The sequence below is a fragment of the Bradyrhizobium sp. genome, assembly GCF_004799445.1.
In the GTDB taxonomy this organism is placed as follows: Bacteria; Pseudomonadota; Alphaproteobacteria; order Rhizobiales; family Xanthobacteraceae; genus Bradyrhizobium.
Genome location: NZ_SSNA01000025.1, coordinates 48,589 through 61,392, shown reverse-complemented (window position 1 = coordinate 61,392; position 12,804 = coordinate 48,589). Strand labels below are relative to the sequence as shown.

At 63.7% G+C, this 12,804-nt stretch carries 12 protein-coding genes; 5 read left to right on the top strand and 7 right to left on the bottom strand.

All coding sequences use genetic code 11. From position 1 onward, the window contains the following. Window positions 1–103: 103 nt before the first annotated feature. Together hydA and E8A46_RS02435 are read right to left on the bottom strand one after the other, a co-directional pair. Window positions 104–1,558 (bottom strand): dihydropyrimidinase, encoded by a 1,455-nt coding sequence (gene hydA / locus E8A46_RS02440; RefSeq protein ID WP_291556939.1) that lies wholly within the window; start codon window positions 1,556–1,558, stop codon window positions 104–106. Window positions 1,559–1,663: 105 nt separating this feature from the next. Beyond that, window positions 1,664–2,617, bottom strand: a complete 954-nt coding sequence (locus E8A46_RS02435) for a carboxylesterase family protein (protein ID WP_291556936.1) — start codon at window positions 2,615–2,617, stop codon at window positions 1,664–1,666. Window positions 2,618–2,862: 245 nt separating this feature from the next. Here E8A46_RS02435 and E8A46_RS02430 point away from each other — a divergent pair, with 245 nt between their 5' ends. Genes E8A46_RS02430 through E8A46_RS02420 form a run of 3 tightly spaced genes read left to right on the top strand, consistent with a single transcriptional unit; the run spans window position 2,863 to window position 5,477 of the window. Continuing rightward, entirely contained in the window at window positions 2,863–3,924 is a 1,062-nt protein-coding gene (locus E8A46_RS02430; protein WP_291556933.1) for an amidohydrolase family protein, read from the top strand. Between the two features lie 17 nt (window positions 3,925–3,941). After that, entirely contained in the window at window positions 3,942–5,054 is a 1,113-nt protein-coding gene (locus tag E8A46_RS02425; RefSeq protein ID WP_291556930.1) for an amidohydrolase family protein, read from the top strand. Window positions 5,055–5,063: 9 nt separating this feature from the next. Then, window positions 5,064–5,477 (top strand): Rieske (2Fe-2S) protein, encoded by a 414-nt coding sequence (locus E8A46_RS02420; RefSeq protein WP_291556927.1) that lies wholly within the window; start codon window positions 5,064–5,066, stop codon window positions 5,475–5,477. Window positions 5,478–5,486: 9 nt separating this feature from the next. Here the strand turns inward: E8A46_RS02420 and E8A46_RS02415 are convergent, their stop codons facing one another. Beyond that, entirely contained in the window at window positions 5,487–6,890 is a 1,404-nt protein-coding gene (locus tag E8A46_RS02415) for a TAXI family TRAP transporter solute-binding subunit (protein WP_291556924.1), read from the bottom strand. 234 nt (window positions 6,891–7,124) lie between these two features. On the opposite strand from E8A46_RS02415, the gene E8A46_RS02410 reads away from it, so the two are divergent. Further along, window positions 7,125–7,331, top strand: coding sequence for a hypothetical protein (locus E8A46_RS02410; RefSeq protein WP_291556921.1), 207 nt, complete (start codon window positions 7,125–7,127; stop codon window positions 7,329–7,331). An 18-nt stretch (window positions 7,332–7,349) separates the two neighbouring features. Here the strand turns inward: E8A46_RS02410 and E8A46_RS02405 are convergent, their stop codons facing one another. After that, window positions 7,350–7,916: a DUF2478 domain-containing protein gene (locus E8A46_RS02405; protein WP_291556918.1), complete on the bottom strand. Its 567-nt coding sequence runs from the start codon at window positions 7,914–7,916 to the stop codon at window positions 7,350–7,352. Between the two features lie 206 nt (window positions 7,917–8,122). On the opposite strand from E8A46_RS02405, the gene E8A46_RS02400 reads away from it, so the two are divergent. Beyond that, window positions 8,123–8,503 (top strand): hypothetical protein, encoded by a 381-nt coding sequence (locus E8A46_RS02400; protein ID WP_291556915.1) that lies wholly within the window; start codon window positions 8,123–8,125, stop codon window positions 8,501–8,503. Between the two features lie 292 nt (window positions 8,504–8,795). On the opposite strand, the gene E8A46_RS02395 is transcribed toward E8A46_RS02400, so the two are convergent. The 3 genes from E8A46_RS02395 to E8A46_RS02385 form a co-directional block, all read right to left on the bottom strand. Next, entirely contained in the window at window positions 8,796–9,980 is a 1,185-nt protein-coding gene (locus E8A46_RS02395) for a cobalamin-independent methionine synthase II family protein (RefSeq protein WP_291556912.1), read from the bottom strand. A gap of 44 nt (window positions 9,981–10,024) precedes the next feature. Next, on the bottom strand, window positions 10,025–11,452 hold the full coding sequence (locus E8A46_RS02390; RefSeq protein WP_291556909.1) for a sodium:solute symporter family protein: 1,428 nt from the start codon (window positions 11,450–11,452) through the stop codon (window positions 10,025–10,027). A gap of 452 nt (window positions 11,453–11,904) precedes the next feature. Beyond that, complete coding sequence (locus E8A46_RS02385) at window positions 11,905–12,756, bottom strand: SDR family NAD(P)-dependent oxidoreductase (protein ID WP_291556906.1); 852 nt, start codon at window positions 12,754–12,756, stop codon at window positions 11,905–11,907. Window positions 12,757–12,804 lie beyond the last annotated feature (48 nt).

The window sequence follows — 12,804 nt, the reverse complement described above, 5'->3', positions numbered from 1 at the left end:
TCCGGCTGGCGCGCTGACGCTTCTTCTTCACGCGCACCGGTATCCACCCTCGGATCAAGTCCGAGGTCATGCGTCGCCTGAAAACGCTCCGGTCGCTCTCACCTCACGGCGTCACGTCGGCCCGCCGCACCGCTTGCGGCGCGGTGGCCTGCTTCCAGGTCGAATTGGCGACATGGACCGGCGAGAACGGCGGCCGCTCGACATAACGTCCATCGCCCTTTTCGGCGCGAAGCTCGCCTCTGTCGAAAGCGATCCTGCCGCGCGAGACCGTGGCGACGGGCGCGCCCAGACACGCAAAACCCTCGAACACATTATAATCGATCCGGCTCACCTGGCTTTTGGCGCTGATCGTCTTGCTGGCCGACGGATCCCACACCACGATATCGGCGTCCGAGCCGATGCCGAGCCGGCCCTTGCGCGGATAGATGTTGAGGATGCGGGCGATATTGGCTGACGTCACCGCGACGAATTCCTCTTTGGTCAGCCGGCCGGTGTTGACGCCGGCGGTCCAGAGCAGCGGCATGCGGTCCTCGAGCCCGCCGGTGCCGTTCGGGATCTTGCGAAAATCGCCGGCGCCCAATCGCTTCTGCTCGGTGGTGAAGGCGCAATGGTCGGTCGCGACCACCTGCAGCGAGCCGGACTGCAGGCCGGCCCACAGGCTGTCCTGATGGCTCTTGTCGCGGAACGGCGGCGACATCACGCGGCGGGCGGCATGGTCCCAGCTCCTGTTTTCATATTCGGCCGCATCGAGCAACAGATGCTGGATCAACGGCTCGCCATAGACGCGCTTGCCGCCGGCGCGGGCCCGCGCGATCGCCTCGTGCGACTCGCGGCAGCTGGTATGCACGACATAGAGCGGGGTGCCCGTCATATCGGCGATCATGATGGCGCGGTTGGTGGCCTCGCCCTCGACCACCGGCGGACGCGAATAAGCGTGACCCTCCGGGCCGGTGACGCCGCGCTCGAGCAGCGCCTCCTGCATGCGCGCCACCACGTCGCCGTTCTCGGCATGCACCAGCGGCAGGGCGCCGAGATGGGCGCAGCGCGCGAACGAGTTGTAGAGCTCGTCGTCATTCACCATCAGCGCGCCCTTGTAGGCCATGAAGTGCTTGAAGGTGTTGATGCCGTAGGTCTTGACGACGATTTCCATCTCGTCGAACACCTGCTTCGACCAAGAGGTCACCGCCATGTGGAAGCCATAGTCGCTGGCCGCCTTCTCGGATTTGCGCCGCCAGTCCTGGTACGCCGCCAGCATCGACTGGCCGGGATCGGGAATGCAGAAATCCACCACCATGGTGGTGCCGCCGGTCAGCGCCGCCTTGGTGCCCCATTCGAAATCATCGGATGACACGCTGCCCATGAACCCCAGTTCGAGGTGGGTATGCGGATCGATGCCGCCCGGCAGCACATAGCAGCCGCCGGCGTCGATCACCTCCGCGCCGGCCGGCGCATCGAGGGATAGGCCGAACGCGACGATGGTCTCGCCGTCGACAAGCACGTCGGCGCGGCGGGAGTGATCGTGGTTCACTACCGTGCCGCCGCGGATAAGAATGGTCATGGCATCTCCGAACAGGCAATTTGCACCGATGCTGCCTTCCAGGCAGCCTCCGGGCAACCTAGCCTGCAATGTTCGCGCCATCACGGCGAAAATGTCGCCAGCGTGTCACGGAAGTTCCCTGGCTTCGACTTCCCGCACCAGCTCCAGCGTCGGCTCGGCGAGGCTTCGGCTTGCGGCGTCCGGCTCAAATACGGAAGCCAGGCTGTCGCGGCTGCTCAGGACCGTTGTGCGCGGGCAATGGGTGGGCGAATTGCACAGGCGTTCCTTGAGCCTTTCGCCCTGCGCGACCAGGCGCGGCGGATCGAGCGCCGCCCACGCCAGCAGGATAGGCGTGGCGATGTTGAGGATACCGGGAAACGCAGACTGCTCGTCATATTTGCTGGCGTCGGCGCCGAAATAGGATTTTTCGGCGGCGCCGGCATCCGCGCTGGAATGGTAGATGCCCGACACCAGCACCGCCGCGGCGACGTCGGAATCGCGCTCCCGCAATTCCGGATGGGCGAGAAAACTGGCGACGTGAAAGGCGCCGACGGAGTAGCCGACGGCCACGATCTCGTCGGAGCTGCCGCCGAACAGGTCGATGTTCTGGTGCACCCATGACGTGGCGGCCGCGACATCCCTGGTGCCGGCGGGCCACGGGTTTGCCGGCGCCAGGCGGTAGTTCACCTTGACCCCGACCATTCCGTGGCGCGCGGCAAAACACATCGCCCGATCCTGGACCGCGCTGGTGGCATCGGACGTGCCACTTTCGCCGGCGAAACTTTCTCCCGCCACGAACACCAGCACCGGACGCGGCGAGGTTTCGCTGGAATCGCCGGTTGCGACGTCGAGCACGTTCAGTTCGCTCTCGCCATATCTCAGGCCGCGGGAAAACGACACGCCGACGCATGATGTCGATGGATCCGCCGCCGCGTCGGCGGGCGCAGCGGCCGGATCGTCGCCGGCCAGCCCGGCTTTGACCAGGTAGGCCGCGATGTCGGATGATCCGCCATAGCCGTCACCAGTGGATGCCGCCGTGATGGCCGCCAGCAGGCCGCAAAGGATCAGGTATCTTGTCATGACAAACCACGCTGTTCGCCGGCTATGTAGTTATGGAGACGCCGTCAGGGAACAAGCCTCGATCCGTGTTTTGGCGATTTGACGGCATTCCCGCCTCGCTGATCCCTGCTGATCCGGCCAAAATCGCCGGTCTGCCCCGCTGCTTAACCCTTGCTCCGGGGCGCCGTCGGCGGCACATTCGAGGCGCGGCGCGAGCTAGCCGCCAAGAACGTTATGCAGGAAACGACGATATCCAGGGAACGCTGATGGCGGCCACGCGGATCGACTGCGATATCCATCCTGCCGTGGGCGGAACGCGCACCACGCTGTTGCCCTATCTCGACGATCACTGGAAAGAGCAGGTGGTGAGCCGGGCCATCGACGGTCTCGACCTCACCAGCTATCCGCCGAACATGCCGTTATCCGGCCGCGCCGACTGGCGGCCGGCCAGCGGCAAGCCGGGCAGCGATCTGGCGATGGTGCAGCGCGGCGCGTTCGACCAGCTTGGTTCGTCGCACGCGATCTGCAACGTGCTGTACGGCGCGCAGGCGGTCTACGATCCCTATATGGCGTCCGCGTTCTGCAAGGCGATCAACGACTGGATCGCGGCGGAATGGCTGGCGCGCGATTCTCGGCTGCGCGCCTCGATCGTAATCCCCTTGCAGGCGCCGGATCTCGCCATCGAGGAAATCGAACGCCGCGCCGGCGATAACAGGTTCGTGTCGGTGCTGGTGCTGGCGCAAGGCGAGAGCCTGCTCGGGCGGCGGCACTACTGGCCGGTCTGGCAGGCCGCCGAGAAACACAACTTGCCGATCGCGGTCCATGCCGGCAGCCAGTATCGCCAGGCGCCGAGCTCGGTCGGCTGGCCGTCCTATCGCTATGAATATTATCTGGCCGAGGCGCAGGCGTTTCAGGCCCAGATCCTGAGCCTGATTTACGAGGGCGTATTCGTCAAGTTCCCCGGCCTGAAGGTGGTGCTGGTGGAATCCGGCGTCAGCTGGCTGCCGGCCTTCATGTGGCGCGCCAACAAGACCTGGCGCGGCGTCCGCGTCGAGGTGCCCTGGATCGACCGCGAGCCGGCCGCGATCATGCGCGACCACATTCGCCTGACCACGCAACCCTTCGACAGCCCGCCCGATGCCGCCGGCGTGGCCGACATCATCGATATGATAGGTTCGGACAGGATGTTGCTGTTTGCTTCGGACTATCCGCACTGGCAATTCGACGGCGACGACGCGATACCGCCGCATCTGCCGGCCAGCATCGTTTCGCGCATGTGCGCCGACAATCCGCTTGAGACCTTTCCGCGGCTAAAACTCGCCGCCTAAATCTTTAGGAGGATCGCATGAGTGATGTCATCGACCGCCCCGTGCTCGACCAGGAAGCCGCCGCCAAGAGCCGCTTGCGGATCATCGACTGCGATATCCATCCGAGCCTGCATTCGCGCGCCGACCTCAATCCATTCCTGTCAAAACGCTGGCAGGAGCATCTGAAGACCTACGGCGATCACCTGCGGACGCCCTATATCGGCACCACGCCCTATCCGCGGTCCTCGCCGCTGATCGCGCGCCGCGATGCATGGCCGCCGACCGGCGGCCCGCCGGGATCCGATCTCGCCTTCATGCGCCAGCAGCACCTCGATCCGCTCGACATCGAGTTCGGTATCCTGCAGGTGCTCGACCTGTTCATTTTCTCGCAGCAGAATCTCGATTTCGGCGCCGCGATCCAGCGCGCCGTCAACGAATGGCAGCTCGCGAACTGGACCAGCCGCGAGCCGCGGCTGAAAGCCTCCATTCTGGTCGGGCAGGACGACACCGAGGCGGCGCTTGCCGAGATCGAGCGCTGCGCCAGGATCGGTCAATATGTGCAGATCAACGTGTCGCCGCGCGCCAACGAGCCGCTCGGCCGCCACCGCTACTGGCCGATCTATGCCCTGGCCGAGGAACTGGACCTGCCGCTCGGCATTCATGTCGGCGGCTATGGCGGTCACGCGCCGGCCGGCGGCGGCTGGCCGTCTTATTATGCCGAGGAACACCAGTCGAATGCGCACACGATGGCCGCAACGCTGACAAGCCTGGTGGTCGAGGGCGTGCTGGAGCGTTTCCCGCGCCTGAAGATCGTGTTCATCGAGGGCGGGTTTGGCTGGATTTCATGGACCATGTGGCGAATGGACCAGCATTTCGAACGCTTCCGCAGTGAGGTTCCGCATCTCAAGCGGCGTCCGTCCGAATATGTGCGCGAGCATTTCTGGTTCACGACCCAGCCGATCGACGAGCCCGACGAGGCCAAACACCTGCGGTCCCTGATCGAATGGGTCGGGGTCGATCGGCTGCTGTTCTCGTCGGATTATCCGCATTGGGATTTCGACGATCCGCGGTTTGCGTTCCGCACACCGCTCTCCGACGCCGAACGCCAGAAGATTTTCAACGGCAATGCGCGTGCGCTTTACAGGCTCTGATCGCCGCTCATGACCCGTCACATTGTCGCCCGCACCACCGACATTCCGCCCGGCGGCAACAAGGTGGTCGCCCTGGACGGCCGCGACATCGTCGTGTTCCATGTCAACGGCGAGTTCTTCGCGCTGCTCAACCGCTGCCCGCACGCCGGTGCGCCGCTCGACAAGGCGGCCTGCGTCGCGCGCCTGACCTCGCCGGAGCCCGGAATCTATCAGCGCTCGCGGGTCGGCGAGTTGCTTCGCTGTGCCTGGCACGGCTGGGAATTCGACATGCGGACCGGGCAATCCTGGTTCGACCCCACGCGCTTCAAGGTGCGGACCTATCCTGTCGTCATCAAGGATGGCGAGACCCTGGCCAAGGGGCCTTACGTGGCGGAAACCTTCCCGGTTCACATCGAGGACAGCTACGTCATCATCGAGACGTGACCAACCAGCCTAACGCGCGCGCAAGCGGGTCTGTTCGGGCGTGCTCTCGCTCATCGCCGCGCGCCTGTCGGCGACGGCATGATCAAACAATTCGAGCACGAGGCCGAAGGCCGCCAGGTCTTCTTCGTCGATGGCGCCGTCGTCGTGGCACTCGAGCGTTTCACGGATCATGGCATCCACCTCGCGCTGCATGGCCAGCAATTCCTCGACGGATTGCGCCGTACGCACCTTGGAAATCATCGCCATGATTTGGTTGCGGAACCCGGTGGTTTCCTCCCTTTCGTCGCGCTTGACATACTGACTCAACCAGGCGCCGGCCGAACCAAGCCCCGAAAGGAGCAGCAATGCGAACCAGAAATAATCGCCGTATCGATCAAGGAACGTACGCTCGTTGCCGTCGATGTAGGCCCCCGCACCCCGATGCACCAGCAGTTCGGCGTCCTTGTCGGTGTCCGGTTTCTTGAGGTGTGCCGCACCGGGCACCTGCTTGGCCAGCGACTGACGAACGGCAAACAGTTGCCGGGCCAATGATGCGACCGTCGTTTCCGACAAGACTTTTCGGGCGACGATCAGGTGATTGACGCTGATGGTATCGACCTTGTCGTCGGGCCAGGCCGGCGACGAATTGAAAACACTGCCGGGAATTTCCTCGGATTCAAAGAGCGGGTGCTTCAGGGCGATCGCGTCCGATACGTCGATCGGGAGAAACTTTGGCTCGCCTCTGGTGCGCGCGGTCGCGGCGAGCGCCTCGGCGGTGATCTTGCTGTCCAGCGGCCCCACCGCCATGAACGCATCTAGGTTGGCGTCGTGGGAAAGTTCCTCGATCTGGTTGGTGCCGAACTGCGTGACCGCAACCTTGTCGGGCGCGACACCCGATTCAGTCAGGATCACCCTGAGCAGTGCGGCATTGGCCGGCGTTCGGCCGATAACGCCAACCCTGTGCCCTGCGAGATCGCCGATCTCCTTGATTTTCGGCGCCGGCTGTTTCTTGGCGCCCTTGGCCGGAAGGCCGGAAGGTGACCATAGCACGACGAAGTTCTTGCGCACGATGGCGACGGTTTCGGCGTCGGCCGGCATGTCGAGGTCGCCGCGAGCGACCGCCAGGTCGGCTTTGGCAGCGCCAAGAAGCGCGAGGCTTTGCACCGCGCCGTCGGTTGTGATCGGAGACAGCCTGACATGGCTACGGTCGTGTGCGAAGGTTTCGGCCATCGCCTGGATCAGCTTGTGATCGTCACTTCCCGGCGGCCCGACGGCGATCCGGAGCGTTACCGGCTGTAGCACGTAGTATAGTGCGGCTGCCGCCACACCAAAACCAAGCAACCCGGCAGCCAGCAACAGGAGTAAGGAGTTCCTCCTTTTCCGGTGCCGGCGGGGCACGTCTCTGGTTGCGCTGAAATCGTCGGATGAGGACATTGCGGCTGCCAGGTTGAAGCAAATCCGGAAGGCTTTTCGGTCTTGGGAATACCACGTTTCCCGGCCCGGGTCAGATCGGCATTGGCCCGGCCGACGTCGAGCGGGTGACAGGGTTAATCCCGAATCCGGCGCCGAGGCGGTTTCCAGAGCAATTTTTCGCGTGTGGTCTCAACAAGCGCGATGCTGGTGCTATAAGGCTGCTTCGGTGGCGATTTCCATAACGGGTGCGAGCGGATGTCGAAGCAGTCGATGCGCGAGGAGGCCGAGCGCCTGATCCGCGAAACCATGGAACGCAAGAACCTTGTCGTGAAGCAGGGCAATACCCGCATCGAGGCGGTTTGCGGAAAATGCGGCGCGCCAAACCGCATCTCGGCGGAAAAGGGCGCGACACGGGTCAAATTCGCCTGCAAGCAATGCGGCCACAAGCAAGAGACGCTGTGAAATCGTTCTGTCGGCGGCTTACTTGATAACTTCGCGGACGGTGCGGTGATCCGGTCGGGCAAGGCCTGCATTTCGCGCGATTACCGAATTCCACCACGCGTCCAATATCTTGCGGTCGCAGCGCAGCCTCACGCTCATGCCATCGGCGAACCTGATCCAGTCCGCAAAACGGTGGCTGGGCACCGCGATGACGACTGGAATATCCGCGCTCAAGGCGCGCTCGACCAGAAACGAGAGGCCTTTGCCCTCGCGCTCCTGCCGTCCGAACCGGTTGATGATCACGAGGTCGGCGCCCTGATCGATGGCGCTTGCGACCCGGGCGCCGGCATCGAGCAACTGGCCGACGTCCAGCCTGCAGCCGGTCGCGCAGGCGCCGAGATCCTGAAACAGTTGTAGCTCCTCGCCGGTATCGACCAGCATCGCGGACAGTCTTGGCGCATCGACGCAATGGTGCCCGATTTGCACCAGGCCTGCCACGCGATAGCCGCCGGCCTTGAGGTCGGACGCAAAGCCGCGCAGCATTTCGTCGGGGTCCTGATCCCCTTCGTAGACCAGGGCCGCAAGGTCGCATTGTGAGTCAAACATCGGACGCTTCCGTTGACCGTTAGCCTCGCCGCCTGGAAGTCGGAGGTGACCACGGCGGCGCCATCGACACTATATCCAATCGTATATCACGCTTTCGGATGCGAGGCCACAGCGGCAGCAGGGCAGACCGGCCAAAAACCGGGCTGGACGATTCGTTCGCCATTGCGATATATTCAATTGAATATAACGACTACCGGAGCCTGACGATGGAGATCGACACCCAGTCGCTGACCACCTGCGAAGTCGCCGCCGATGGCGGCGCTATTTCGCTTGGTTTTGTCGATGCCACCGGCAATCCCGCGACCATCCGGTTATCCCTGAACGCGGTTGGCGCGCTCGCCATGACGCTGCCGGGACTGATCGACAAGGCCCTGCAGACGCGCTTCGGCGATCGCAGCCTGCGCTATGCCTACCCGCTGGAGTCATGGGTGGTCGAGCAGTCATCCGATCCCGCCCAGGGAATGGTGACGCTGAAAACGGTCGACGGGTTCAGCGTCTGCTTCTCCATCCCGCGCCAGCAGCAGAGCGAACTCGGCGAGGCGCTGGTGGCGCAGCCTGCGACGACGGTGACGTTGAGGGCGCACTAAAGCGGGATGAATTTAGGTTGAGGTGCAGCGACGATCAGTCGCTGCTCCCTCTCCCCGCTTGCGGGGTCGAGACGAGCGAAGCTCGCTCTTAGAGGGTTGGGGTGAGGGGGACTCACGTCAAAGCCGGACTCGCGGATAGTCCCCCTCACCCGATCACTTCGTGATCGACCTCTCCCAGCAGGCGGGGAGAGGTGACCGAACTCGCACATGCGCCGATTCAACTAAAGCCATCATGATCTAGCCATCATCGGGCGCGTATTGGTGCGGACCGCTGGCGCCGATCCGAAAGGCTTCATCCCGCCTGGAACAGCCGGCGTGAGGCAATCCGGGCGCCTTCGCTCAGGGCCGCCAGTTTGGCCCACACCACGTCTTCCGCGACGCGGCCGGCGCCGGCGGAGGTATCAAACCCGCAGTCGGTGCCGGCGATGACGCGGCTGGGATCGCCAAGTGTCCTGGCGACGCGTTCGATCCGCTCGGCCACCACTTCCGGATGCTCGACGAAATTCGTCAGTGAATCGATCACGCCGGCGACGACGATCTGGTCGTCGGCGATCGCGCGCCCCTCGAGACATTGCACTTCATGGGCGTGGCGGGGATTGGCGAACGGCAGCACCAGGGCGCCAACGTTCATGCGTGCGATCAGCGGCAGGATCGTCGCCAGCGGCACGTCGCGATCGTGCGGCCCCTCATAATTGCCCCAGCACACATGCATGCGGACCCTGTCGCGCGGAATGTTGCGCAGCGCCTCGTTGATGGTCGCCACCACGCGCTCGACGAAATCGAGAAAATCGGACTCCGGGCGATCCTGAAACGAAATGTGGTGCTCGAGCGCGAGATCGGGGCAGTCAAGCTGAAGCAGAAAGCCCTGCGCCGATATCGCTTCGTATTCGACCTGCAGGGCACGGCCGACGGCGGCGAGATAGGCGTCCTCGGTGTCGTAGTACTCGTTGCGGATCGCGGCCACGACGATGCCGGGCGACGGCGCGGTGAGAAACGCCTCCATGAAACCGCTCCGGCCGGCCGCCGCGCGGGCACGCAAGACATCACGGAAGTCGGCGCACTCACGTGTCGCTTCCGCGGCGCCGGTGTAGCGGATTTCGCCGATAACCTTCGGCGGCGCGAAGCTGCTGACCATTTCCCTGGCCGCATTCTGCTGCTCCATCGCCTGCTTGAAAACCGGGTAGCGCTCGACATCGGCGCGCGGCCACCGCTTCCAGGTCCCGCCAAAGCCGGTCATTCGGTGCCTGACATGGAGGAAGAATCCCTCGCGCTGCTGCTCCCCGTTATTGCCGATATCGATTCCGGCCTCGATCTGTTTCGGCACGATCCCTTGCAGGGCGGCATGGCCGGCCTGTTCGATCTCGGCCGTGTCGACGACTTCGCCACGCGCGCGCCTGGCATAAAGCTTCGTCAACCCGGGCGGACGCGGGAGGCTTCCCGTATGCGTTGTAAGAATACGGTCGTTACTGCGTTGCATGGTCGTTCTGGCTCCCATTAAACGTTGGCGGCGCCCGGCACTGCCTAGTCCGGCGCCGATCGATCGGCTTCGACGGGGACGCCCGAGATTCCGCCGGTCCGGATTCGCTCAATCATCGAGCTCAGGCCCATGACGACGAGCGGGACCACCAGGGCCACATAGGCATTGTCGATGCCGAATGGATTGCCCATCACGAACCAGGCGATGGTCGCTACCAGCGAACCCACGATGCTGAACAATGCTCCGGTTCTGGTGCCGAACCACGGCGCGTAGAACACCAGCAGCACCAGCACCGAAAGCGATGCCCTGATCGCCTTGGCCAGGAACGTCATCTGCAGAATGTTCGGCGTATAGATCGCCAGGACGATCGGAAGCAGGCCGACGATGATCGTGGTGACGCGAATGAATTTCAGCGACCGCTGCTCATCGGTATCCCTGGTCACGAACCGGGCATAGAAATCCTTGTAGAGAAGCGTCGCGGTTGAAACGCTGATCGCGGCGATGGTGCCGAACAGCGACGCCGCCAGTCCTGCCGCGACCACGCCCGCCATCACCCCATTCATATCGGCGATCAAGGCGGAGAACGCGTTGATGGATTTGATGTTCGGGAACAGCGCCAGCGAACACATTCCGATCAGCGCGGTGGCGATGCCGAACGGCACCAGCAGCAGCGCGGTGTACAGGCTCGCGGCTTTGGCCTTTTGCCGGGTTTCAACCGTGTTGATGGCCTGAATGACGTATTGGGTGGAGAACGTGGCGCCAATGCCGGCGATGAACCAGGCAAAGATCTGGCTCCAGCCGACATTGGTCCAGGAAAACATCTCGCCGGGAAGACGGGCCTGCAATTCCCCGAAGCCGCCGACCCTTGTCAGTCCGAAGTACAATGCGACCCCGATGCCGATATATTTCATCAGCGAATGGATCACGTTGGTGTAGACCACGGACTTCATTCCGCCCATGAAGACGTAGAGAACCGCGACGACGCCGCAGATCACGGTGGCGAGCGTGCGATCCACCGCGAGCAGCGCGCTCAATATCGCGCCGCCGCCCGCATACAGCGCGACGGCGACGATCTGCAGCGCAAAGATCATCACCAGCGAGGTGGCGATCTTGGTCTGCGGCCCGTAAACCTCGGCAAACACCGCGGAGATCGTGTTGTGCCCCGACTCCTTGTATTTCCCGGCGAGGAAATAGGCATAGAACAGAAAGCCGGCGCCGAGCGCGATGATGTTCCACGACGCGGAGATGCCGAACCTGTAGGCTTCCTGGGCGGTGCCGACGCTCGCCGACGTTCCGATGAATTCGGACATCAGCATCAGGCCGACCAGAACGGCGGGGATGCCCGAATGGCCGCTGGTGCCCTGCGTAAAGGTCGTCGTCGTGGTGACGGACCGCTGGACCAGGGTCGTGAGCAGGCCAAGACCGGCCATGTATCCAACGACGATCGCCAAGGCCAGATAGTTGGTCTGCATTCCCGGTCCTTCCAGGCCGGTACCCTGATCGGGCATCCGGCGAGCGAACAGCCTCGCACATCCGCATGTCCCTGAACAAGTTGATGGGACGGCCCGCGGTGATTTGCCCGACGGGCTGTTTTGCGATTCGGCTGTCTAGTGCCGCGAGATCGCGAAGCAGCGTCCCGCCGTCATTGCCTGCGACAAACGCGAAGCGTTTACGCAAGGGAGCGCAAGCGACGAAGCAATCCACGCTTGCTTTCTTGTCGCACGATGGATTGCTTCGCTTGCGCTCGCAATGACGAATAGCGTTGAGCTCGGGCTATCGCCCGGCTTGACCGGGCAACCCAGTATTCCAGAGGCGGTACCGATCAATCGCAAGGCCGCGGCGTACTGGATACCCCGCTTGCGCGGGGTACGACGACTTCTTTTGCAGCCGACATTGTGCGTGCGCGCCCCAGCCATGACCGCCGCTAAGCACCCTTCACAAACGCGGCGAACGCTTCGGCGTAGTCCGGGTGCCAGCGCGACAGCGCGGGGCGGTTTTCGACGATGTCGCCGGCGGCCCAGAGAATGCGGCGCTCGTCCAGCTGTCGCGGCACATCGTTGTCCGGACAGAGAATGTAAAAGTCGCCGCGCGTTACCCGCTCGATCATGAAGTCGACGGTCTGTTCCGGCGTCCACGCCGCGGCCGGTTTTTCGGAGCGGCCCTTTGCGGTGAGACCGGTGAAGACAAATCCGGGGATGAACAGATGCGCGCTGATCTTGCCGCCGGCAGCGTTGCGCAACTCGTGTTGCAGGGCCTCGGTAAAGGCCTTCACGCCTGCCTTGGAAACATTATAGGCGGGATCGCCGGGCGGGGTTGTGATGCCTTGCTTGGAGCCGGTGTTGATGATGAGGCCCGGCCGCCCGCGCTCGATCATGCGAGGCGCAAAAACCTGCGAACCATGGATCACGCCCCAGAGGTTGACGCCGAGAATACGCTGCCAGTTCGGCAGCGGACCGAACATCGCGCTGCCCGGCTGGATGCCGGCGTTGTTCATCAGAATGTCGGTGCCGCCGAACCGTTCTCGCACGGCGCCTTCCAGTTCCGTCACCTCCTCGACGCGGCTGACATCGATTGCGCGCGCCAGGATATTGGCGGCGCCGCCGGGCGCTGCCGATGATAGTGCGGTTTCGGCCGCCTTGAGTCGATCGCCGCCGAGATCGGCGATACAGACTTTCATGCCGAGACGCGCAAATGTTTTCGCGGCGGCAAGGCCGAGGCCAGAGGCGCCGCCGGTGACGACGGCAACGTGGTTGGGAGACATGGCTGGATGGGGCACGGAAGGTTCCTCCCGGATGGGATCAGCTTGGCGCATCACTATGCCAAA